General features: G+C 65.8%; 20 protein-coding genes, 1 pseudogene and 1 riboswitch. Of the genes and pseudogenes, 4 read left to right on the top strand and 17 right to left on the bottom strand.

All coding sequences use genetic code 11. The features are described from left to right. Nucleotides 1-8: 8 nt before the first annotated feature. From RX327_RS05005 to RX327_RS04960, 10 genes are read right to left on the bottom strand one after another with little or no spacing between them, the layout of a single operon-like run. Complete coding sequence (locus RX327_RS05005; RefSeq protein WP_244482454.1) at nucleotides 9-650, bottom strand: hypothetical protein; 642 nt, start codon at nucleotides 648-650, stop codon at nucleotides 9-11. Continuing rightward, the gene (gspM, locus tag RX327_RS05000) at nucleotides 650-1213 is read right to left on the bottom strand and encodes a type II secretion system protein GspM (RefSeq protein WP_028352112.1); all 564 of its coding nucleotides are present in this window, start codon (nucleotides 1211-1213) and stop codon (nucleotides 650-652) included. Before gspM ends, RX327_RS05005 begins: the two co-directional genes overlap by 1 nt. Next, nucleotides 1210-2283 (bottom strand): PilN domain-containing protein, encoded by a 1074-nt coding sequence (locus RX327_RS04995; protein WP_050386315.1) that lies wholly within the window; start codon nucleotides 2281-2283, stop codon nucleotides 1210-1212. Before RX327_RS04995 ends, gspM begins: the two co-directional genes overlap by 4 nt. Beyond that, a complete protein-coding gene (locus RX327_RS04990) occupies nucleotides 2283-3197 on the bottom strand; it encodes a type II secretion system protein GspK (RefSeq protein WP_317249647.1) in 915 nt (304 codons plus the stop codon). The genes RX327_RS04995 and RX327_RS04990 overlap by 1 nt, the downstream gene beginning before the upstream one ends. After that, nucleotides 3197-3904, bottom strand: a complete 708-nt coding sequence (locus tag RX327_RS04985) for a type II secretion system protein J (RefSeq protein WP_050386313.1) — start codon at nucleotides 3902-3904, stop codon at nucleotides 3197-3199. The genes RX327_RS04990 and RX327_RS04985 overlap by 1 nt, the downstream gene beginning before the upstream one ends. Then, the gene (locus RX327_RS04980) at nucleotides 3901-4311 is read right to left on the bottom strand and encodes a prepilin-type N-terminal cleavage/methylation domain-containing protein (protein WP_244482452.1); all 411 of its coding nucleotides are present in this window, start codon (nucleotides 4309-4311) and stop codon (nucleotides 3901-3903) included. The genes RX327_RS04985 and RX327_RS04980 overlap by 4 nt, the downstream gene beginning before the upstream one ends. Further along, entirely contained in the window at nucleotides 4286-4750 is a 465-nt protein-coding gene (locus RX327_RS04975; protein WP_050386340.1) for a type II secretion system protein, read from the bottom strand. Before RX327_RS04975 ends, RX327_RS04980 begins: the two co-directional genes overlap by 26 nt. Nucleotides 4751-4765: 15 nt before the next feature. Beyond that, nucleotides 4766-5281: a type II secretion system major pseudopilin GspG gene (gene gspG / locus RX327_RS04970; RefSeq protein WP_317249646.1), complete on the bottom strand. Its 516-nt coding sequence runs from the start codon at nucleotides 5279-5281 to the stop codon at nucleotides 4766-4768. Nucleotides 5282-5298: 17 nt separating this feature from the next. Beyond that, nucleotides 5299-6510, bottom strand: coding sequence for a type II secretion system F family protein (locus RX327_RS04965; RefSeq protein ID WP_317249645.1), 1212 nt, complete (start codon nucleotides 6508-6510; stop codon nucleotides 5299-5301). A gap of 4 nt (nucleotides 6511-6514) precedes the next feature. Further along, a complete protein-coding gene (locus tag RX327_RS04960; RefSeq protein WP_317249644.1) occupies nucleotides 6515-8191 on the bottom strand; it encodes a GspE/PulE family protein in 1677 nt (558 codons plus the stop codon). Between the two features lie 336 nt (nucleotides 8192-8527). On the opposite strand from RX327_RS04960, the gene gspD reads away from it, so the two are divergent. Together gspD and RX327_RS04950 are read left to right on the top strand one after the other, a co-directional pair. Next, nucleotides 8528-10909, top strand: coding sequence for a type II secretion system secretin GspD (gene gspD / locus RX327_RS04955; protein WP_317249643.1), 2382 nt, complete (start codon nucleotides 8528-8530; stop codon nucleotides 10907-10909). A 76-nt stretch (nucleotides 10910-10985) separates the two neighbouring features. Next, on the top strand, nucleotides 10986-11459 hold the full coding sequence (locus tag RX327_RS04950; RefSeq protein ID WP_028340292.1) for a tetratricopeptide repeat protein: 474 nt from the start codon (nucleotides 10986-10988) through the stop codon (nucleotides 11457-11459). Nucleotides 11460-11466: 7 nt separating this feature from the next. Here the strand turns inward: RX327_RS04950 and RX327_RS04945 are convergent, their stop codons facing one another. From RX327_RS04945 to RX327_RS04920, 6 genes and pseudogenes are all read right to left on the bottom strand, one after another. After that, on the bottom strand, nucleotides 11467-12966 hold the full coding sequence (locus RX327_RS04945; RefSeq protein WP_050386309.1) for a PepSY-associated TM helix domain-containing protein: 1500 nt from the start codon (nucleotides 12964-12966) through the stop codon (nucleotides 11467-11469). 2 nt (nucleotides 12967-12968) lie between these two features. After that, nucleotides 12969-15251, bottom strand: coding sequence for a TonB-dependent receptor (locus RX327_RS04940; RefSeq protein ID WP_050386308.1), 2283 nt, complete (start codon nucleotides 15249-15251; stop codon nucleotides 12969-12971). A 106-nt stretch (nucleotides 15252-15357) separates the two neighbouring features. Beyond that, a riboswitch (cobalamin riboswitch) is annotated at nucleotides 15358-15553 on the bottom strand. A 225-nt stretch (nucleotides 15554-15778) separates the two neighbouring features. Further along, entirely contained in the window at nucleotides 15779-16708 is a 930-nt protein-coding gene (locus tag RX327_RS04935) for a GTP-binding protein (RefSeq protein WP_317249642.1), read from the bottom strand. A 1-nt stretch (nucleotide 16709) separates the two neighbouring features. Continuing rightward, on the bottom strand, nucleotides 16710-18200 hold the full coding sequence (locus RX327_RS04930; RefSeq protein WP_317249641.1) for an amidohydrolase family protein: 1491 nt from the start codon (nucleotides 18198-18200) through the stop codon (nucleotides 16710-16712). A gap of 153 nt (nucleotides 18201-18353) precedes the next feature. After that, entirely contained in the window at nucleotides 18354-18758 is a 405-nt protein-coding gene (locus tag RX327_RS04925; protein ID WP_244482449.1) for a hypothetical protein, read from the bottom strand. A gap of 152 nt (nucleotides 18759-18910) precedes the next feature. Beyond that, nucleotides 18911-20772 (bottom strand): annotated as a pseudogene (locus RX327_RS04920) (ABC transporter ATP-binding protein/permease). 193 nt (nucleotides 20773-20965) lie between these two features. On the opposite strand from RX327_RS04920, the gene rpmE reads away from it, so the two are divergent. After that, nucleotides 20966-21193 (top strand): 50S ribosomal protein L31, encoded by a 228-nt coding sequence (gene rpmE / locus RX327_RS04915; RefSeq protein WP_317249640.1) that lies wholly within the window; start codon nucleotides 20966-20968, stop codon nucleotides 21191-21193. A gap of 801 nt (nucleotides 21194-21994) precedes the next feature. Here the strand turns inward: rpmE and RX327_RS04910 are convergent. Then, nucleotides 21995-22567, bottom strand: a complete 573-nt coding sequence (locus tag RX327_RS04910) for a hypothetical protein (protein ID WP_028333669.1) — start codon at nucleotides 22565-22567, stop codon at nucleotides 21995-21997. Nucleotides 22568-22711: 144 nt separating this feature from the next. Between RX327_RS04910 and RX327_RS04905 the strand changes: the two genes are divergently transcribed. Beyond that, entirely contained in the window at nucleotides 22712-23623 is a 912-nt protein-coding gene (locus RX327_RS04905; protein ID WP_160321801.1) for a LysR family transcriptional regulator, read from the top strand. Nucleotides 23624-23843 lie beyond the last annotated feature (220 nt).

The raw sequence follows: 23843 nt of genomic DNA, 5'->3' as shown, positions 1-23843 counted from the left end.
ACGCGCGGTCACATCTGGCGCCGCGCGGCCAAGGGCTTCCTCTCCGTGCTGACCGGAACCAGGCGGACATCGCCGCTCTCGTCGCCGCCGGGCTGGGGCAATGTGAGCACGGCGCCCTGATCGTCCTTCTGCATCGTGACTTCGCGGCCGTTGATGGACCGCAGCTTCCATCCCTGGAAGTCATCGCCGATCTTCAGCCGCAGCGCCGTCTTGGTCGACTGATCGAGAAAGATCCCGAAGCTTTCGTCATCTCCCGCGATGGTGCCGACCAGCGACAGCGGCGGTGGCTCGATCGCGACCTTGCGCGGCGGCGGCGCTGGTTTGCTGACCTCCGGTTCCGCAACGACGGCAGGCGGCGGCCGCCGCGACGGCGAGAACACCGGCCGGTCGCGCGTGTTGGACAGCGTCTTGAGCGGGATGCCCCACAGCGGATTGGCGCTGATCGGCCGGGGCGTCGGTGCCGGCGACGGAGCCACCCGGACCGACGTCGCCGGTTCGGACGGTGGCGATGAACTCAGCACCGGTCCGCCGAGACGGGTATCGTCGAGCATCCCGGCGTCCAATGCATCGCCGGACGGGGCAGGCACCGCAGCCGGCGCCGAATAGGCCGACACCGCCAACAGCACGATGATCGCTGCGAAGCGTCGCATCATTTGGCTCCTCGCCATTGTCCGGAGACGCCGAGCAGCACGCGCAGCTTGCCGGGATCGGCGCCCTTGGCGGCCTCGTCGGCGACCGGTTGCACGATCAGCTGGTCGATGAACAGGAACGGCATGCCGGCTTCCAGATCGTAGAGCACCTGCTGCAATTGCGCCTGCTCGATCTCGCTGCTCGCGACCATGCTGATGAAGCCGGCCTTGGCCGGCGCGTTGGGAACATCGAGCTGCGTCGACAGCACATTGCCACCGGCCTTGATGACCGCGCCCGACACGCGTTGCAGCAAGGTGGCGCCGGCCACCGTGACGGTCGCGCCCTCGAGATAGGCCGAGCCGGTCGGCATCGCCGGCTGACCGGGCGCGGCGTTCGCCCTAGATCGTCCTTCCAGTTGCTCCAGCATTCCGGCCGCTGCCGCAACATCGCTGCGCAGGCTGATGATGTCCGAGAGCGACGAGATGACGACAAAGAGCAGCAGCACGAACAGGCCGAGATAGCTCGCGGTCGCGACCATTGGCGAGGTGCTGACAGCCGTCAGCGATCGGGATGCTGCGCTCATGAGCTGGACCCAAAATAAGCAGTGATGTTGGCCTCGACGTGGAACCGCTCGGCCGATTCATTCGCCGCGCGCGTCGTCGGCGCGAAAAACGTCGCGCGGGTGAATTGCGGCGACTGCTCCAGCAACCGGATCAGGGATGGCGCATCCTGCGTCAGTCCCACCACCTGCACCTTGTTGCCCTCGATGCGAAGCTCCGTCACATAGGTCGTGTCGGGCAGCACGCGCGAGACCGCTTCCAGAACCATGACGCTCGACGGCGTCGTCTGCTTGCGCTTGGCCAGCAGGCCGAGCCCGGACGAGTCGACATTGGCATCAAGACGCAGCGCGGCGCGGCGCTGCGCGATCCGGTGTTGCAGGTCGTCCTGCTCGGATTGGAGCCACCCGCCGAGATAGATGTTCAGCAGCAGCGAGACTGCGGCCGCGGCCGCCGTCGAGACCAGGCCGACGCGCAACAGGCGCGGAACCGAGGGCCCGGCAAGGCCGCGCAGCGACCTGTCGAGCAGCGTCACCTGCTGCGCGGTGCCGTCGCCGCCAACCGCCGGCGCGAAGACCGCGACGGAGGCGGCGCCGAACATCCTTGCCATCCGGATCAACGGATCGACCTTCGTCGCCGCGGTCGCGCCGAACGCGACTTCGATGCGGTCATTGGCGATCGGCTGCGGCGAACTCCAGCCAAACACGGCATCGGCGGCGCTCCACGGTGTCAGCCGGTCGACCTGCGCGCGGATCATGCCGTCAAGGAAGTCGCTTGCCTGGTTCGGGAAATCGAGCACGCGGCTGACGATCTGATCCGATCGCAAACGCACCTCGATGCGACTGCCGTCGAACGCGGTCTTCCACTCCGCTGGCAGCGCAGGCTGCGGCGCATCGTGATCGAGCCGGAACGAAACCGGCATCGAAGGCGAGCCATCCTTCGGGGCCGCGAGGCGGGCGGTGAACGTGCCGTCGCCATTCTCGTCGAGCTCGATGCTGCGCCGGCGCACGAACCTGCCTGCGACGCCGTCCACGGCGGTCGCGACCGCGCCGATCCATTGCTCGAACCATTGCCGTGCCTCGGCAAGCATTGCCATCATCCTCTCTTGCGCAGCAGAACCGGGTTTCGCGGCTCGACATCGTTTTGCCAGGACAACACCCGATAGGGCTCGACCTTGTCACCGAGTGCGATCACCGCCTCGGATGTGGTGCGGTGACCGTTGCGGAAGCGGACCGAGATTGCGATCCGGTAGCACGGGCTCTGCGCCGTCGATGCCGCGCTTTGCTGGTTCGGGGCCTGCGTTGCGGCAGCGATGCCGTTCGGCGAAGCCGGGCGCGCCCCGAAGCCATCCTGGTCCTTCCCCGATGCCTTATCGACGGCGAGAGCGACTTCCGGTGCGGCGATGGTCGGATCAACATCCGGACCGCCGTTGAACACCGTCACGAACGGCAACACGCGATCGACAAACGCTTCGGGGATGCCGGCGACCAGCGCCAGCTCGTTGACATGGGTGAACAGCCCCTGCCGCGGCGAATAGCCAAGCGCGTTGTAGCGCGCCGCCTCCACATTCTCGCTGCCTGGTGCGGGCCGGGTTCGCCAGCCGACGATCCGGTCGGCATATTCAGCGGCGGCGTCCTTGCGGGCGCCGAGCACGACGAACAGGCCGATCAGCATCTCCTTCGACGCGTAGTTCAGATCAAGGCGGCCGGCCTCCGACGTAAAGGTGACACCGACGCTGGCATCGTCGAGACCGAAATGAAACGTCCCCTGCTGCGGCCTCGTCTTGTCGTCCGTCAGCGTCAGCTGATAGGCGGTGAGCTCGAGCCCGGCCGACACCAGCGCCTCGGTCTGCAACGACAGGTCGCTGGCCGCCAGCGCGCGCGCCGACGCGGCCAGATAGGCCGAGAAGATGATCGCCAGCGACGACAGCGCCAGCAGGATCCAGAGCACCGCAACGATGACGAAACCGCGATTGGCCGGCGATCGGCCGATCTTGCCGGACGCATGCATCACGTCTTCCCCTGACCAGTGGCACTGCCGGAACTCTGCTTGTCGCCGCAATTGCCGTCCGGCTTGGTGCAGTCGCTCGGAATCTGGACATGGACCGGCGCGATGGTCGAAACCGACAGGACGCGCTGGCTCGCCGCATCGCGCACGGTCAGCCGGATCATCGCCGGCAGTCTGTCGGCGTCCTTCCAGGCGCTCTTCCAGGCCCGGTCAGCGCCGGCATAGGCGAACGACAGCCGATAGGGCGCGCGCAGCAGCACCACCGGACTGCCGAGATGGACCTGCTCCGACAGCGACACCCCGTCGGCAAGCGGCGTGAAGCGCGTCTGCGTGCGAACCGTGACGAACTCGCCGCGATCGCTGACCTCGCCAAGGCGCACCACATCGAGCCCCGGCCCGGCATTCGGCCCGACCGACGTGCGCACGAACATCACCGACAATTCCGATCCGTCGAACAGCGGCTTGTGGCTGTCGCGGTTGGCGGCAACGAACTCCGCGGCCGCAAGATCGGCGCCGATCCGCTCCAGCGCGATCCCGACCAATTCGCTGCGCTGGATCCGGTCGAGGCCCTTGTTCCAGCTCGGCAGCCATTGCGCGGTGATGCTGGCGAGCGCCGACAGCAACAGCCCCATCAGCGCCAGCGCGACGATAGTCTCGATCAGCGTGAAGCCGCGCTCGTCCGTTCGCTGGTCTGCCCATGCCCGGGTCATTCCGACGACCTCGGCATCAGGCGCACGGTGCGAATGTCGGACAGCGCACCGCCCGGGGATTTGACGCGAATCCGCACCAGCTCCGGGGCCCATGGCACATTGCCCTCCGGCACCTTCCAGTCGCCGCCGAGCGGAGCGACGTCGATGGTCCAGCGGTAGCCCTCCGCCTGCCCCGTCGAGGTGCCCGACTGCAATTCCGCGCGGGGCGGGATGCCGACCGTCATCAAGGTGCGCACCGCCTGCATCAGCGCCACGTGCTGCTCCAGCGCTCGCACGCCGCGCGTCTTGACGCCCATGACTGCGCCGATCGCAACGATCGAGACAGCCACCAGCGCCAGCGCCACCAGCACCTCGATGATGGTGAACCCCGCATCAGCACGGTTAGTTGGCAGCGACGTCGCGGGCAACGATTTCAACCCTTCCGGTAAGCCAGTTGACGCGAACCTCATATCCCGCATCGAGCCGCGTCAGCGCGATGGAGCCGCCGCAGGAACCGCCATTGGCGAAGAAGCGGATGGTCGACAGTGCGGCGCGACGCTGACAGCTCTGCGGCAGCACGGCATCGAACCGTACGTCCTCGGGGATCCGCACCGTCATGCGCGACGCCCCGGAGTGGATCACCCGGCTCGGCGCATCAACCAGCGTCGCAACGCTGGTGCTGCGCTCGATGGCGGCATTCCGGTCGGCCTTCAGCAGCGTCGCGGTTTGCAATGCATAGGCCTGCAGGCGCGATCGCGAGGTCTGGTGCGGAATGAACGGAAGCAGCACGGCCGCCAGCAGCGCGATGATGGCGAGCACGCACACCATCTCGAGCAGGGTGAAACCGCGCTGCGTCGCGTCACTCATGCTTGCCATGCATCCTTACTGGTCGTTGTTCGCGGCGGTGGTCTTCTCGAGCGAGATATCGGCCGAGGTACCGCTGCCGCCCTCCTGACCATCGGAGCCGTAGGAGACGATGTCATACGGTCCATGTTCGCCCGGCGAGCGATAGAGATAGGGGTGGTTCCAGGGATCGTTCGGCACGTTGCCGCCCTTCAGATACGGGCCATTCCAGGCCGCGACCCCCGGCGTGCGCCGGACCAGCGCGGCAAGCCCCTCAGCCGTGGACGGGAAGCGCCCGGCGTCGAGATAGAACAGGTCGAGCGCGCTGGAGAAGCTCTGCAGCTGAATGCGCGCCGTCTTGACCTTGGACTCAGCGAGATAGTTCAACACGCGGGGGCCGATCAGTCCCATGATCAGCCCGATGATCGTAATGACGACCAGCATCTCGACCAGCGTGAAGCCTTCCTGCCCCGAACGCCTCTGGCTTTGCGACGGCGTGCGAGCGCGTTCCGCTCGCGTGGCGAATGCCTTTATGATGATGTTGCGCGATATCATGGCCGATGACCCCTGCTCTAACCGACTAGCTGCGTAACCGAGAGCAGCGCCGTCATGACCGACACGATCAGTCCGCCGACCACGGTGCTGATCGTGATGATCGCCAGCGGACCGACGATGCCGACGACCCGGTCCAGGCTGCGCTGCAATTTTGCTTCGTAGAATTCCGCGACCCGCCCGGCCAGCACCGGCAGCTGCCCGGTCTCTTCACCGAGCCGCAGCATGCGGACCGCCATCGGCGGCAGGCTGTCCGCCACGGCGAGTGCTTCCGACAATTTGCCGCCATGGCGGACGCGGTCGGCGGCGGCGGTCCAGTTCGCCTCGCTTCCGGTCACCGACATGATGTCGACCAGGATGCGCAGCGCGGCGGTGAGGTTGACACCGCTGCCGAGCAGGACGCCGAGATTGCGGCAGAACAGGCTGGCCCGATAGAACTGGAAGGCGCTGCTGATGCCCGGCACACGCGAGATGGCGTTGACCAGCGCGGCGCGCACGCGCGCCTGCCGTAGCAGCCACCATGTGAGCGCAATCGTCGCCGCGCTGATCAGGCTTGCCGCGGTGGCATTGGCGCGCAGGAAATCCGATACTGCAATGAAGCTGGCGAGCGCCGTGTCCGACTTGCCGCCGAAATCGCCGAGCACGGTCGAGAATTGCGGCAGCACGAACAGCAGGAAGAACAGCATCACACCGGACGCCGCGACCAGCACGAAGGCCGGATATTGCATGGCGTCGGTCAGCTTGCGCCGCATCTGCTCGGAACGCGCGCGCTCGGTCCCCAGCATCTCCAGCACGGAATCGAGCGTGCCGGAGATTTCTCCCACCCGGACCAGGGCGATGTACATCGGCTGGAACAGGGTTGGATGATCGGCAACCGCATCGGCAAAGCTCTCGCCGGTGAGCAGGGCGGCGCGAATCTTCGCCACCACGGGTCGCATCCGGCCGACATCGGCGTCGCCGGACAGCAGCTCCAAGGCATCGTCAAGCCGCGCACCGGCCTTGAGCAGCAGCGCGAGATCACGCGCGAACGTAGTGACCTCGGCCGCACTCGGCCCGCCGAACAGGCTGCGGCCACCGGTGGCTCCGGATGCGCGCTTGTCCTCGGTGGTTTCGATCGGCAGCAGCTTGAGATATTCGATGCGCCGCGCCACCTCGGCCGCCGTCGGGGCGGAGATCGTGCCGTTCACGATCTCGCCGGCCTGAGTCAAAGCGCGATAGCGATAATTCGGCACGGCGTCACCGCACCGTTGCGACGCGGAGGATCTCGGCAGGCGAGGTCAATCCGGCGCGGCATTTGGCGACCCCATCGTCGAGCATCGTGGTCATGCCCGAGCGGATCGCCATCGTATCGATCTTCAGCCCGTCGGTTCGCTCCCCGACCAGTTCGCGCAGTTCATTGGACAGTTCGAGCAACTCGAACACGCCGAGGCGGCCGCGATAGCCGGTCCCGCCACAGCGCTCGCAGCCGCATGGCTCCTGAATGATCTCGTCGGCCTTGAAGCCGAGCGCGGCGAGCCGGGGGTCCTCGGCGAAATCGGCTGTTGCCAGCGGCCGCGCCGCCTTGCAGCGCTCGCAGAGTTGGCGGACCAGACGCTGTGCGATCACACCGCGCAGCACCGAACGCAACAGATAGCCTTCGACCCCGAGGTCGAGCAGACGCGGCACCGCGGCAGCCGCGGTCTCGGTGTGCAGCGTCGTTAGCACCAGATGCCCGGTCAGCGCCGCATGAACCGCGACATGCGCGGTCTCCGAATCGCGGATTTCGCCGACCATGATCACATCCGGGTCCTGGCGAACGAAGGACCGCAGCGCGGTGGCGAAGGTCAGGCCGATCGCGGGCTTGATCTGGGACTGGTTGACGCCGGGAAGCTCGTATTCGACCGGATCCTCGATGGTCAGGATCTTGCGGCTCGGCTCATTGAGGATCGACAGGATCGTGGCCAGCGTCGTGGTCTTGCCGCTGCCGGTCGGTCCCGTGATCACGACCATGCCGTGCGGCAGCTTCAAGAGCCGCCGCAGCTTGGCTTCGTCGGGCTCGGAGAATCCGAGCTTTTCGACCACCAGCAGGCCGCGATCCTTGGGCAGGATACGGATGACACAGGATTCGCCGTGCTGCGTCGGCATGATCGCGACGCGGATATCGATGTCGGTGCGACCGGCCCGCAGCCGCGCCGCGCCGTCCTGCGGCAGGCGGCGCTCGGCGATATTGAGATTGGCGATGATCTTGATGCGGGAGACCACCGCCTGGGGCAGCACGCCCGATAGCGCGGCGACCGGCCGGAGCAGACCATCGATCCGCAAGCGCACCATCAGCCCGCCGGAAAACGGCTCGATATGGATGTCGCTGGCGCGAAGCTCGACCGCCTTCTCGATGAGATCGTTGACCGCGCGCACCACCGGCGCGCCGCTGGCGAGATCGCGCAGACTCTCGATGTCGTCTTCGCGGGGCAGCGCCGCCGCGCTATCGGCGGCCTCGGCCTCCTCGGCGCTGGAAGAGTTGTTCAGCGCGATGGCGACGTCTTCCGACGAAGCCACCTTCACATGGATGCCGGCGCCAAGCACGATCTGCGCCGCCCGCAGCGTTGCCTGATCGGTCGGGTCGACGACCGCGAGCACCGTGGTCCCGTCGGCCGCCCGACACGGATAGACCATGGTCTCGCGCAGGAAGCGCGGCGAGAACGCCCCCACCAGCGGTTCGGCCGAGGTCATCTCCTGGAGCGTCAGCCGGCCGAACGAGAAAAAGCGCGCGGCTTCGTCTGCGAAGTCGGTCGGGGAGAGGCTGGTGACCTCCCACAGCTTCAACTGCCTGACGTCGGCGCCCTGCCCGGTCCGCTCAGCCGGTCCATCGCTCGGCGCCAGGTGATTGTTCTGACGCAGATAATCCACGAACCGAACGGACAGGTCGTTGGCCATTCTCGATATCCCGCCACACTATCCCGGATCAGTTCGTGCCAAGTGCCGCTGCGTGCCGTCACGTTCGGCTCCCGGCAATTGTGCGGTTATCGATCCGAAGTGTGACAGCTGTGCGAAGTCACATCATTCGTCCCGCTCAAGAAACTTTGAGGGTGGCATCGCGGACACAAGCAGCGCATCGGCTGCACAGTTTAGGTGCGATGCGATGCGCAGGTCGCGAACGACAATCATGTAACCAATTTATTTCTGTCATGTTCGATCGCTAAGAGTCCCTCCGGGGTAGGACCGATCGTCGCAAGCAATCGAAATTTCTGTTAGTCAAAGCGAAGGGCCTTCATGCAACGCGTAGGCACAGTGGGCCGCTGCCCGACGATCCGTGGCGGCCTCGCAGCCATTTTTGCCTTGACGTCATTGGGGTTGTTGGCGTCCTGCAATTCCGCGACGGTCGGCGAGAGCGTGGACGCATCCCAACTCGACGTCACCGACAAGGTGCGCTTGCTGGATCTGGCGCAGCGCCAGCCGCAACCGGTGAACGCACTGGCGGCGACGGGCGGCAGCCAGAGCGGCAGCGTCCGCGCGGCGATGTATGACGGAAGCGAAGTGACGGCGGTTGCCGATGCGCGGCCGCAACCGGCGTCGAACGGCAACGGCTTCGACCTGAATTTCGAGAGCACGCCGGTGGCGACCGTCGCCAAGGTGGTGCTCGGCGACATCCTGCATGTCGGCTACACCATCGACCCGCGGGTGCAGGGCACGGTCAGCCTGGTCTCGGTCCGCCCTGTGCCGAAGTCCGACATGGTGTTCGTGCTCGAAAACGCACTCCGCCTGAGCGGCGTCGTGCTGCTCAAGGATACGGCAGGCTATCGTCTGACGCCGCTCGGCGACGCCGTCGGCGGCGGCCGCGTCGATGCCGCAGCGGCCAATCCCGAACCCGGATTCGGCATCTCGGTGGTCCCCCTGCAATATGTGTCGGCGCAGACCCTCATGAAGCTGACCGACAGTTTCGCCACCAGGGCCGGCGCGATCCGCGCCGACACGACGCGCAATCTGCTGCTGATCCAGGGCACCGGCGCCGAGCGCCGCACCGCGGTCGATACCGTGCTCAGTTTCGACGTCGACTGGATGCGCGGCCAATCCGTCGGCATCTTCCCGATCTCGAGCGGCTCGCCCGCGCCTGTCATTGCCGAGCTGGAGAAGATCGTCGATTCCGGCGAGAACGGCCTCAGCCAGAACGTCATCAAGTTCATGCCGATCGCGCGCCTGAACGCGATCCTGGTCGTGACCAAGAAGGCCGACATGTTGCATACGGCCGCGACCTGGATCAAGCGCCTCGACCGCAACAACACGGCGCGCACCTCGGTCCATGTCTATCGCGTCAAATACGGCGATGCGCGCCAGATCGCGCGGGTCCTGACCGACATGTTCCTTGGCGGATCGTCCGGCAACCTGCTCGACAGTGCCGACAGCCAGCTCGCGCCCGGCTCCGGCACCTCGTCGACCTCGAGCGTCGCCGACCGTCTGTCGCTCAACAACAACAACGGCGCGAATTCAGGCATGAGCGGCTTCGCATCCCGCGGCACGTCGGGGACCGGCGTAACAGGCCTGGGCCAGGGATTCGGCGCCGGCGGTCAAGCGAACAATCCCAACAATCCGGGCCAGGGCAACAATGCTGCGCTGGATGCCGGACGCGGTGCTGGCGGCGGCAACGGGCAGCCCGTCATGCAGGACGTCCGCATCACGCCCGATGTCGTGAACAACAATCTCCTGATCTATGCCGACCAGGCCAACTACCGCATCATCGAGTCGACCCTGCTGCAGATCGACGAGCCGCAGCTCCAGGTCGCGATCGACGCGACGATCGCCGAGGTCACGCTCAACAACACCTTGTCCTATGGCGTGCAGACCTATCTCACCAGCCAGAACCTCGGCCTGAAGCCGAACACCGGCTCGATCCTCGGCACCCAGGCGACGTCCGCGCCCGCGACCACCACAGACGCGACCACCGGCGCGGTCTCGGTCGCGGGATCGCTTACCAATGCCTTCATCAACCAGAGCTTCCCGGGCTTCAACTTTCTGATCGGAAATGCAACGCAGCCGAGCCTGATCCTGGATGCGCTGCACGCCGTCACCAGCGTCAAGGTGCTCTCCAATCCCTCGCTGGTCGTGATCAACAACCAGGTCGCGACCCTACAGGTCGGCGACGTCGTCCCGGTCTCGACCGGCAGCGCGACGGTGCTGACCACGAGCAACACGGTGGTCAACACCATCGACTATCGCAACACCGGCATCATCCTGAAGGTCTCGCCACGCGTCAGCGTGAACGGCACCGTGCGGCTCGACGTCGAACAGGAGATCAGCAATGTTCCCCAAAGCAGCGGCAGCACGGTCAACCTGACGCCGACCGTATCGGAACGACGGGTCAAGAGCCAGATCTCGGTGGCCAACGGTCAGACCGTGCTGCTGGCGGGCCTGATTAGCGAGCAGCAGAGCGGCGCCCGCAATGCGCTTCCGGTGCTCGATCAGATTCCGGGCCTCGGTGACGCCTTCGGACATCAGAGCAACGGCACCCAGCGTACCGAGCTGATCATCTTCATCCGCCCGCAGATCATCCGCAACGGTTCCGACGCCCAGACCGTGGCCGAGGAGCTTCGATCGAAATTGCGCGGCAGCATCGCCACGACATCGACCAATGCGCCGATCACCACCAGCTATCACTGAGCCGGGCAGCAGGATGCGCCGCGTTCTCGCACAACGGACGGGCCTCTCGGCTTCGCTTGCGATCGTGGTTTGGGCGATGACCGCCTCTGTCGCGAGCGCTGACAGCGTGGCGCGCGGATCGGCCGCCTTCCATCGCGGCGACTATGTCCGGGCGGCTCGGGAGCTCGCGCCGGCCGCCGAGCGTGGCAACGCGCGTGCCCTCGGCATGCTCGGCTTCTTGTATGAGCACGGCTTCGGCGTGCCGCAGGCCTATGCAGCCGCCGCCGACTGCTACTATCGCGGCGCCGTGCAGGGCGACCCGTTCGCGCAAGCCCAACTCGGCCTGATGTACGACAAGGGTCACGGCGTTCCGACGGATTTCGTGCTGGCCTACAAATGGCTCAATCTGGCCGCGGCCCGCTCGAACGGGCGGCAGCGCGACGCCTATCTCCGGTTCCGCGATGCGGTCGCATCCAAGCTTTCGACCTATGAGATCATTGCCGGACAGCGGTTCGCACTGGAATGGGCGCCCGATCGGCCGGCGCCGGACGTGCACCTGACCGTCAAGTAATCGCGGCTTACGAGGGCGTGCGTATGAGGCTCGCGGACATGCGCCTGCCTCGTACCTTGCGCCGCCACAACCGGCGCCAGCCGATCACGATCCCGCTGATCGAGATAAGCGTGCCAGCCGCCGACAGCAGCCACACCACGACGTCGCGCGCCGGCGAGATGCGCAGCAGCAGCGGGACGTCGAGGCTGTGCAGCGCGTTGAACAGCCAGCGGTAGGACCGACGGCTATCGTCGCTGCGGTCGAGGATCTCGCCGGTGACGGGCGAAATGTGCAGCCAGGTGTGAGCAGGATCGTCGAAGCCGATCCGCAATACGGGAAGCTCGCGCGCCTGGTGCAGCGTGTACCAATAGGCATCAGGTTGATCCAGCTGTCGCGCCGATATCATCGTTGCTCCCGGCATGGCGCGCCGGGCCGCCGCGATGATCTCGTCACGCGAGATCGCTACTGGTGCGCCGGTCGCGGGATCGGCGAGGTTGCGCCCGCCACTACCATCGTCGAGGAACATCAACCGGTGTCCGCCGATCCAGACGAAGCGCGCCTCCACCGCGGGCATCGAGGGCGGCGACTGGAAGCCGGCGAGGATGTCGGGCGTGTCATGGCCGCTGTAGCCGATCGTAATCTCACGGGTGATGCCGCGAGCGGAGAACGCGCCGCCGGGATTGAGCGAGAGCCAGCCGCTGAACATCCAGGTGAGAACGAAGATGCCGCCGATCAGGCCGGCAATGTGATGCCAGGCCATCCAGCCGCGATAGGGCGAGACGGCGCCGCTCGCGTAGCGGCGCGTCAGCCGCATGCGCAAAATGCCGATCCAGAAGCCGGTAACCGCGACGACAAGACAGACACCCGAGATCCACAGCACCACATCCCGCCACAGCGGGCCGTCCTTGCGCAACACGGTCGGATAGATCCAGTGCGGGATCGCGCCGAGCCAATTCCAGATGCGCTCGCGCCGCGTGGTGTCGAGCGCGATCTCGCCGGTGCGCGAGGAAACGTAGAGTTCGGTGCCATCGGCGTCACCGAGGCGGATCAGATAGAGCGGCCGCAACGAATCGAAGCGCGCCGTGACCGACCATTGGTCGCGCGTGATCGTTTCGATCAAGCGCGGCTGCACAGCATGCGGATGATGAGCGGTAATGGCCAGCGCCTGGTCCGGCATGATCCGGTCGATCGCGCTGCCGTCGATCGCCGAAATGGTGATCATCCCTCCCTCCCAGCCGGCCACCCGATAGACGGGCGTGTCGTCCATCATCGAAAGTCGCAGATCACGCGGATAACGCTCGACACCCGCGATCGCCATCGCGCGATCAGGCGTGACCCGCACCTTGCTCCAGGGAATGACAGGAAGCGCGGCGAGGCGCTCGCTGTCGGTGAGGCGCGGAAAGGCCACGTACATCATGACGAGGCCGGAGATGAACCACATCGCGAACAAAAGACACGTCGCAATGCCGATCCAGCGATGGACGATATAGAGCCACCGCCGCCCGCGCCGGATCAGAGCGTTGCGCATGGTCAGAACTTCACGTTGACGGACAATTCGGCGGTACGCGGCATGCCCAGCAGCCACTGCCCGGTGCCGTTCGAGGTCACCGCGTAAGCCTTGTCGAACAGATTGTAGAGGCGGAACGCGACCGTGGTCCGGTCGTCCGGCTTCCACCTGACGCCGCCATTGACCACATTGTAGCCCGGCCGCAGCTGGGTGTTGGCGAGATCGGAGTACATCGCACCGACGATCTGCACGCCGCCATAGGCCGACCAGTTGGGCGCGAAGTCCCAGGTCAGCCAGACGTTCGAGACCTGCTGCGGCACGTTGACCGGGACATTGCCGTTGAAGCTCACGATCTTGCCGCCGACCACCTGGCTGTTGTTGTCGTATCTGGCGCGCAACAGCGCAACATTGGCATCGACGCGCCAGCCGTCGTTCAGCGCGAGCCCGATCGATCCTTCGACCCCGCGGGATGATTGCTGGCCGATCTGCAATGCCAGGCCGCCGGTGGGGTGGCCGGGATCGGGAATCGTGAGCCCGGTCTTGACGATCTCGTAGGCAGCCAGCGTCCACTCGCCGCGACCGCCCCAGAACGACTGCTTGACCCCGATCTCGGTCTGCTTGCCCGTCGCAAGCTGGAACGTTTTCTGCGTGGTCGACAGTGAGATCAAATTGCTGACCGGATCGACGCCGACCGCGTACTGGCCATAGAATGCGAGGTTCTTGATCGGCTCGTAAACGAGGCCAGCGCGCCAGCTCGTGCCTGATAGCGTCGTCTCGAAACTGTTTGCCGGCGCCTTGTAGTCGGTGCGGTCCACCTCGGGGCGATCATACCTGACCCCGGTGACGAGCGACAATTGATCGGTCAGCGAGAGACGATCCTCGGCGAACAGCGCGTATTGATTGACGATCGCATTGAAGCCCGGCGTGGTCGCCGTCGTCGTCGCGAAGAACGACCCGGGATCGAACACATAAGGATTGACCGACGACGCGCCGCCATAGGGCGAGTTATTGGTGTGGGTGAAGTCGATCCGGTTGACGTCGAAGCCGGCGACAAACTGGTTCGCAAGTCCAAACACGTGACCGCTGAAGGTCGCATCCATCCGATTGCCGAGCTGCTTCTGGTCGTGGAAGATCTCGATATAGCTCGTGCGATCGATCAGCTGGGTCTTCGGATTCCAGGTGTAGTTCTCGATGTCGCGCCAGTGCCGCTCGCTGGTCAGGTAATACAGCGTGTTGTTGATCTTGAAGCCGTCGGCGACGTCCCACTCGGTCTTGAACCGGGTCCAGCTGTCCTGATAGCGGATCGCGCTGTCCAATGCATTGTAGTTCTTGAAGCGCAGCGCGTCCTGGATCGAGCCGTTGATCAGCGGCGTGCCGAAATAGCGCGACGGGCTGCGGTCGCCGTAGTCCTCCGAGAGCGTGAAGGCGAGATTGTCCGACGCCTGCACCCGCACGGCAGCGGAGACTACCGCGTTCGAGGTCTTGTCGCGATCGACCCAGCCGTCCGACATGTTGCCGGTAGCGTTGATGCGGTACGACACATTGGGATCGATCGGACCGGTGCTGTCCACGGACAGCCGCCGCGTCATGTTGCTGTCGAGCGAGACCTCGGCCTCGTTAGTGGGCGTATTGAGCGGTTTTTTCGGGATCACGTTGATGACGCCACCGATCGCGCCTTCGCCGTACAGCACCGAGGCCGGACCGCGCAGCACTTCGATGCGCTGCGTCGACCAGGTGTCGTAGGGGAATGTCAGGGTGCCGGAGCCGATATAGAAGCGCGTGCCGTCATACAGCGTCATCACCGAGTTGCTGCCGGCAAAGCCGCGGGTGCTGAACGACAGGCCGCCATTGCCGGGCGCCGGCGTCGCGACGAACCCGGCCGCGTCCTGGGTGACGGCATCGAGCACATTGTGCTGGCCGCGTTCGGCGATGGTCTGCGCCGTGATGATCTCGACGCTGGCCGGCGTCAGCAGCGGTGTCAGATTGAGACGACTGCCGGTGCCGCCCTGCGTGGTGGCATTGAGCGTCGGCGATGCCGATCCCGATGCGCCCGACGCTGCGACGCGCGGCGCGTTGCCGGCTGTTGCGATCGTCGCGGGCCTCGGCCGTGGCCGCGCCGCAGCGGCCATGTCACGGCTGCGCGCCGCAGGCTTCGGCTTGGCGGTCACCGAGGGCGCGACCTCGATCGGATCGAGCCTGGTTGGTGGAGGTGTTTGTGCCGAGCCTTCGGCCGGCAACAACAGCGATGACAGGGAGCAGACGAGACCGAGGCGCCATTTGCGCGCAACGGGAAAGGACGGAGACATGAAAGGGACTCGCGATAACGTGGCACGTCACCGCGAACGCGGACTGGCGCATTGCCCAAAAGGCAGTGCTCCGATCCCACCAGGACACCCCCGCCCAATGTGCTCGCGTGTGACCACGACTGACGGCAGGTCTCCTGGCTCGCGGGTCGTTGCCTGTCGCCGCCTTCCCGGGCCGATGGCCCAGTGGCAAATTGACGAAAGGCTCGCCGTTTACAGTTGCGGGGACAGCTGCGGCATTGGGGTTACCCTCGCACCGCATTCCCTTTTGATCCCCGAAGGGAACCGTCGGCAAAAACGATAGGTGGTGCCGGCAAGGCTGTCAATTCGATGCGATTGTCGCACAAATGCTTTGGCGGATGGAGCTGCGGCGATGACACAGCGGCATCCGCGGATGACGCGCAGATGTAATCCCGTCATCGTGAGGAGCCGCGAAGCGGCGTCTCGAAGGATGCATGGCCACAGCCGGGCGTCCATCCTTCGAGGCTCGCTCTGCTCGTGCCTCACGATGACGGAAACATAAGCTCACATCACTCGATGTCGACACATCCCTGCATGATCGCATCGATCTCGGTGCGCGACAGAGCCCCCATCTCGGCGATAAACACGATGCGCGTGCGCGGCACGCCGGGCGACGGCACGCCGCCTGCAGCTAAGGTCGCGCGGCCGCCGGCGAGTTGAAACACCGTCAGCCGCCCGGGCTGTTCCACCGTCTCGAACAGTCCCTTGGCGCGCGCCAGCTTCGGCGCCAAGCGGTTGATGGCCTGCTGCAAGCGGGGCAGCGAGACCGGCTTGTCCGAGGTCCAGCTCAGCGTCTCGAAGCGCTCCGACGACGGCCGTCGCGGCGCGGTCTCGCGCGGCGCCGACACATGATCGAGGTCCGCCGGGAACAGTAGCGCGGCCGGCACCTCGCCATGCAAGGCATCAACCACCACGGCCGCCGGACGCACCGCGCGCACGGCGTCGCGGATCGCGGCGCACGCGGCGGCGTCGGCCAGATCGACCTTGCTCAGCGCCACCACATCCGCCGCCCGGAGCTGCGACCGCAGCAGAGCATCGTTCAGCACCGCCGCAGGCTGCGCCGCGTCGATCACGCAGAGCACCGTCTCCAGCCGCGCCTCGCGCAGGATCACCGGGTCCATCAGATTGCGGACGATGTCGGCGGGATCGGCGACGCCGCTGGTCTCGATGACGATATAGTCGGGCCTGGGATCGCGCCGCAGCAGCGTCGAGAGCGTGCGCAACAGATCACCCTCGAGCGAGCAGCAGATACAGCCATTGGCAAGGCTGACCACGCCGTCGCTGGCGCCCGCGATCAGCTCCGCATCGATGTTGATCGCGCCGAAATCGTTGACCACGGCGGCGATGCGCCGCCCCTCCGCATGCGCCAGCAGATGGTTGACGACCGTGGTCTTGCCCGCCCCGAGGAAGCCCGCGACCAGCAGGATCGGGACCGGCACCTCAGCCCCCCGTGACGGGGCGGCGCACCGGCTTGCCGGGCCGCGCCGCCACGTCCAGCACGCCATCGGAAATCAGCACCTGGCCGCTGACCACGAGATGCCGCACGCCCTCCGAGGGACGGTTCATCGCGGAAAAGGTCGCGCGATCGCTCAGCGTCTCGTAGTCGAACACCACGACATCGGCGTCGGCGCCGACCTGCAGCCGGCCCTTGGCGCGCATCGCGGGCGTGCTCTGCGACAGGATCTCCGCCGGGATCAGCGCGCATTTGCGCACGCCTTCCAGCAGCGACACGGTCTTGCGCTCGCGCACCCATTCGCGGATGAATTTCGTGAAGCAGCCGGCCGAGCGCGGATGCGAGGTGGCATCATCCGGCAGCGGCCAGGCATCGCCGGTATAGGTGGTGCCGTCGGACAGCGTCCACGGCATCGCGTCGGAGGCGATGGCGCCACCGGGATACAGCACCGACATGTCGAGCAGGTCGCGGTGATGTGCATTGTTCTCGGTGTCGAGGATGTGCCAGAGCACCAAGGTCGAGGGCTCTTCGGCCTGTGCCGCCAGCAGCTCCTCGCGGCTGCCGAAACGGTGACCGTCGGTCACGCGCTGCACCGAATCGTAACCGAGGCCGTTGCGCTCTTCGAATTTCGGATCGCTGAAGAAGGTCGCCGCCAGCACGGTGGAGCCGGTGCCGTAAGGATAGGCCTCGACCGTGATCGGCAGACCCTGCGCCTGCGCCTTCTCGATCAGCACGCGGCAGCGCTCGACGTCGGTCTTGCTCGACGAGTTGAAATGGCAGATGTGCATGTGCGCGCCGGTGGCGCCGGCATAGCCGATCAGGCGGATATAGGCTTCCGCCGCGCTCTCGGGGTCGATGCGCGACATGAAGGCGACGTGGGTGAAGGTCGGCACGTCCTTGGCCGCAGCCAGCTGGCAGACCGCCGTCAGCTCCTGAACGCCGGCGCCCGGCGCATAGGCGTTCAGGATGCCGATACCGATGCCGCCCTCGTTCAGGCCGATCGCGAGGCGGTCGAGGATGCCGCCGACCTCGCCATCGGTCGCGACGTTGTCCATCCAGCGCCGATCGCGCATGGCATTGCCGAACGCCTCCAGCGAGCTCTCGGCATTGGAGCCCGTCATCGCGCCGATGCGGGCAAAGGCCCAGTTGGTGGCGGCGCCGTAGTTCAGCACGCGGCCTTTCCGCGCCTGGCGCTCGTACCAGGATGCGACCGGCAGCACGCCGGCCTCGAGATCCAGCGTCGTCGTGACGCCGTCGAACGCCTGCATGCGGTCGGCCGGGACCGACTGGCCATGCGCGTGCAGGTCGATGAAGCCGGGCGCCACCACGAGCCCGGTCGCGTCGATCACCCGCTCGGCGCCGCCGAGGCCCGTGCCGACAGCGGCGATCCTGCCATCCACCACCGCCACGTCACCAACGGCATCCATCCCGCTCGCGGGATCCACCACCCGGCCGCCGCTGATCACCAAGCCACCCATCTCGCCACTCCCCGCATTCCGAAACCGACCGGTCCCTTGTCGAGCACAGAGAAGCGCATCGTACTGATCGCAGCAAGCCGGCCAGGGTTGTGGCGACATGCTGTGACGGAATATCCGCCGCGCGGTGATGGCGATTGCAGAGCGAGGCCCTTCCTACGCTCCGGTTGCACGCCGCGACGGCAGCCCGCGCCAGAGATCGGGGCCGGGCTTCACGCGGCTCGCCACGAGTTTCGGCGGCGTGCGGTCCTTGGTGTGGTCCTTGGCGATCGCCGCTTCGACCGCCCGCTTGAGCCTGACATTGTCGATCTGCGCCAGGAATCGCCGGACGACGGCATCCTGATCCGCGCCCTGACCGGAGATCGCCGCGCACAGCTCCGCGGTCGTCCTGCGGAAGAAGTGGAAGGCGTCATCGGCCGCGCCACCCAGCCGGTCGACCTCGCCGGCCACACCGAGCGCGTGCATCCGATCGTCGTCGTCGAGCGTCACTGCGAAGCGCAGCACGGCAAGCTGCCAGGCACGGAGCAGCTTGCTCTCCGGTTCGGTCGCATTCTCGCGCATTAGTCGAACACCCCGCGCGCCTGACTTCCTTCGGCTGTCGAGGGAGGTCGGGCGTGGCGCGACTATCCTTGTGCGGGAATAGGTTTTCGAGGGGAGCGCGCGCCCGATCGCATAGGAATCGCATAGGCAGAGCGCACCGAGCCCCAATTCGCTCAGATCCCCTCGAACTGCAGCCGGGCCAGCCGGGCGTAGAGGCCGCCAGCGGCGACCAGCTCGGCATGCGTGCCCTGCTCGACGATCCGGCCCTGGTCCATCACCAGGATGCGGTCGCAGGACAGCACGGTTGCGAGGCGATGCGCGATCACCAGCGTGGTGCGGTGGCGCATCAGCTCTTCCAGTGCGGTCTGCACCAGCGTCTCGCTTTCGGCGTCGAGCGCGGAGGTGGCCTCGTCCAGCAGCAGCAGCGGCGCATCGCGCAGGATGGCGCGCGCAATCGCGATGCGCTGGCGCTGGCCGCCGGAAAGCGTCACGCCGCGCTCGCCGAGTGCCGTCTCGAAACCTTCGGGCAGGCGGCGGATGAACTCGGCGGCATGCGCGAGCTCGGCGGCACGCTCGACCTCGGCATCGGTGGCATCGGGCCGGCCGAAGCGGATGTTCTCGCGGGCGGTCGCGGCGAACACCACCGAGTCCTGCGGCACCAGCGCGATGCGGGCGCGCACCTCGGCCGGATCGGCCTGCCGGATCGGCACGCCGTCGAGCGAGATCGTCCCGCTGCGATTTCGGATCGTAGAAGCGCAGCAGAAGATGAAAGATCGTGCTCTTGCCGGCGCCGGAGGGACCGACGATCGCGACCTTCTCACCTGACCGGACCGAGAGCGACACTTCATCGACCGCAAGCGCGTCGGGCCGGCTCGGATAGGCGAAGCTGACATTGTCGAAACCGACCTCGCCGCGCGCCGGCACCGGCAGCGCCTGCGGCGCCGCGGGCGCGGCGATCTCGGGCTTCACCTGCAGGATCTCGAACAGGCGCTCGGCCGCGCCCGAGGCCGCCGAGACCTCGCCCCAGACCTCGCTGAGCTGGCCGAGGCCCGCTCGCCGCGAACGCCGTGTAGAGAATGAACTGGCCGAGCCGGCCCGGACTGATGGTTCCGACCAGCACGTCGTGCGAGCCGATCCAAAGGATGGCGACAACGCTTGCAAACACGATGAAGATGATGATGGCCGTGAGCACGGCGCGGGCCTGGGTCGAGGTTCGCGCGGCTTCATAGGCCTGTTCGACCTCGCCGGCAAAGCGCGTCCTGGCGAGCCGTTCGCCGGTATAGGCCTGCACGGTGCGGATCGCATTGACCAGCTCCGAGGCATAGGCGCTGGCATCGGCCAGCGTGTCCTGGGCGGTGCGCGACAGCCGCCGCACCCAGCGGCCGAACGCCACCAGCGGAATCACGATGATCGGAATCGCGAGCAGCACGAAGCCGGACAGCCGCGGGCTGGTGATCACCATCATCGCGGCGGCGCCGAAGAACAGCATCAGATTGCGCAGCGCGATCGACACCGACGCGCCGACCGCGGACTTGATCTGCGTGGTATCGGCGGTGAGCCGCGACACCAATTCGCCTGACCGGGCGGAATCGAAGAAGGCGGGGGAGAGCGAGAGCAGATGGGCGAAGACGTCGCGCCTGAGGTCGGCGACGATGCGTTCGCCGATCGTCATCACGAGGTAGTAGCGCGAGGCGCTGGCACAGGCGAGCACCGCGACGACCGCGATCATCACGCTGAAATAGCTGTTGATCATCGCGATGCCTTCGGGCGTGAAGCCCATGTCGATCATCCGCCGCACCGCGACCGGCACGATCAGCGTGGTGATCGCGGCGATCGTCAGCGAGATCAGCGCGAGGATCGCCCGGCCCTTGTAGCGCGCCACATAGGGCGCGAGCGCAAGCAACGGCCGCAACCGGGCACGGCTCTTCGCCGGCTCCGTGATCTGGCTCTCGATGAAGGCTTCCTCATCGAGCAACGCGTCGCGCGGGGGCTGCGGGGCGCCACGCGGGGTCTCAAGCTGTTCGGCTACGCTCATCAATCTAGACCGGTTCTATCGCCCCCCACATAGGCCCGCCGACCCCCGGCTGGCAAATCCGGTAAAGTCCCAATCCGGTGATGGGCTTAGGCCCTTTCTTGGCTTGTTTTGGCGGGCTCCATGGGTTATAGACCCGCGCAAATCCCGTATTCCAGACATCTTGAGACAGGCGCCGGAGCGCCGAGGAATTGCCATGAAAGCCGAAATTCATCCGGATTATCATACGATTAAGGTCGTCATGACCGACGGAACCGAGTACCTGACCCGCTCGACCTGGGGCAAGGAAGGCGACACGCTGAACCTCGACATCGACCCGAAGTCGCACCCGGCCTGGACCGGCGGCTCCACGCAGCTCATGGATCGCGGCGGCCGCGTTTCGCGCTTCCAGAAGAAGTTTTCGGGCTTTCTCAAAAAGGACTAAAGTCCGCTTCGGGATCGCCCCGGCACCACACGCAAAACGCCCCCGACTCGGGGGCGTTTTTGTTTTGGGGGCCGCTCCTGATTGGCGGGCTGAACGGGCCCGCGATTCTCCTGCTGCGTCGTCCTGGCGAAAGCCAGGACGACACCAAATGTGTTGCACCGGCTGCGAGTCACACATCCGCCCTCTCGCGACATGATCTGTCCGAGCTTTGCATTTGTTTCGCCGCTCTGGAAACAGAGGGCGCAGGGAAAGTCGGGTGCCGATCGCACCCATGGGCCCCGAGCAATGGGTAGAAAGCTCGGGGGTAGGACCACAGGTGTAACCGGAAACAACCCGGCTTTCCCTGCGCGATGGGTTACGGCTTATACGTGCTCACCCCGGTGAGACTGGGCTTTGTTGTCACCGCTTTCGCAAACGCTTGCGCACTTTGCGAAAGGACACCTACCGCTAGGGCGTCAGGCCTGCACGATTTCACCGTCCGCCGCATGCGCACTCGTCAGTTGCACACTCGGCGTCCGCAAACACCGTGACGATGCGCAGCGCCCCTCGATCGGGTGAGACGGGTGTTTCTATACACTGGGTTATCCTTCGGATAAAGCGAAATATTTTCGCGCGCGAGGATTGACAGGTTTTACTGAGTTGCCCGTCGAGTTGTTTTGTCGCACCCGACGCAACAGGATTGATCGCGCACCGCATGAACGGGCTAATTCAGTCATGGATTCGCCATGCACGGCTTGTCCCGTGCGTCCACTTCTTCTGCGAGGAAGCATGGATGGGGCGACTTCTTTAAGCCCGTTGCGGTCAGCCGGCGGCTTCGCGCAAACTTGCTTCGTAACGCGCGCTAGCCCGCTCGAAGTCGCGGCGCGCTTCTTCGCGGTCGGAGCGGCCCTCTTCAAGCGTCAACGAATCCCATTTGCTCCGTTCTGTGGCGAAAAAATCGCCGCCATAGACGTGGATTGCGCCGCTCAGCCGGTCGATTGGATTGATGACCGAATGGATGATGTCGGTGCCGAGCGGCACGGTATCGCGCACGCACAAGGCCCTGGCGCCGGCAGCCTCGATCCTGTTCGGCTCGCCCGGAATGCGCCGCCAGAAGACGTTGTCCTCACGGCCCGCATAAACGCCGATCACGGCCCACATGTGATGGTCGTGAGGTGGCACGATATAGCTTGGGGGCCACACCACGTTGAGAATGGTCAGCGTCTCGGAATGGAAGAGCGCGCGGCTTTCGGGACGCTGCGGCTCGCCGAGTCCCTTGAATACCGCGGCCGGTTCAGACATCGCGCGGGCAACGATCTCGTGAATGGCTCGGTGCGACGGGTCCGCCGCGAACGCTGCGCGGCAGTCGGCAACGAAACGCTCGGTGTCAAACATCGCGATTCCCCTTTGGACAAATGTCGGGTGGGCGGCTTAAGAATGTCGCGGCTTGCTCAATGTGTCTAATGCATTTATTATTCATCTATTCATGCAAGTGGCGCATTAAAAATGGACCTTCGACAGCTGCGCACCTTCGTCGTCGTGGCCGAGGCAGGCGGCTTTGCCGCCGCTCACCAACAGCTGCGTCTGAGCCAGCCGGCGGCCTCTCGCCAGATCCAGGCGCTCGAGGACGAACTCGGGATTCCGTTGTTCGATCGCGTCGGCCGCGGGATCAAACTAACTTCAGAAGGCGAGGATCTGCTACGACGCGGCCGCCGTCTCCTGCAGGATGCCGAATCGTTCGGCGAGCGTGCCCGCGCGCTGAGAACCGGCAAGGCCGGCGCGCTGCGCGTCGGCTGCAGCACCCAACATATGGAAACGGTGCTCGCCAATTTCCTCCCCATGTTCCGGCGCAAGCACCCCTCCGTGGTCATCGATTTGATCGAGGATGGTGGTGCCCGCGTTCCGGATCGTCTGCAGCGCGGCGACGTTCATCTCGCGATCATTCCAGCCGCCGAAGACGGCTATCACCGCCGGTTGCTGGCTCCCGTGCATATGCTTGCTGCGGTTTCGCCGCGGCATGGCTTCGCAAGCAGGCGGAAGCTGGAGATTGCCGAACTCGCCGAAGAGTCATTGCTGCTCCTGCGGCGGGACTTCGCATCTCGCGGCTGGTTCGATGCCGCCTGCAACGTCGCACACATCAGGCCACGTGTGATCCTCGAAAGCGCAGCGCCTCACACCCTGCTCGCGCTGGCAAAAGGCGGCAACGATGTCGCCATCGTGCCGTCGAATGTCCAGATCCCGTCCGCGGGCGTCCGCGCCTTTCCGCTGATTCACAGGGGCGCCTCGATCGGGCGATGGACTGCCGTGGCTTGGGATCCGCAGCGCTTTCTGGCCCCTTATGCCAAATCCTTTATCGACGAACTCGTCGCCTATTGCGGCCAGCACTATCCGGGACGCGAGTTTGCCAAGCGCGTCTCCCCTCTACCGAGGCCGGAAGAAACAAAGGCGTAGCCGCCTTGCGGGAATCGCTGCGGATAGCCCGCTTCCGGGACCCGCCACGACGGCTCAATCACGAACAGGAAATGGTAGCTCGCGCCGTCGCGCGGATTCCAACGGCGAACCTAGCGCGGACGCTTCGGTCGCTTGAGTTCGGCGACCTTAAACTTCCCCGCGGCCTGCAGGCTGCTGCAAAGCCACCAGGCCCTGTTTCGGTACTCGCCCAGGAACCATT

Origin of the sequence: Bradyrhizobium sp. BEA-2-5, assembly GCF_032918025.1 — a bacterium.
GTDB classification, from domain to species: Bacteria; Pseudomonadota; Alphaproteobacteria; order Rhizobiales; family Xanthobacteraceae; genus Bradyrhizobium; species Bradyrhizobium pachyrhizi.
Note: the sequence above shows the minus strand (reverse complement) of the source record. Positions and strands in the feature narration are given on the sequence as shown.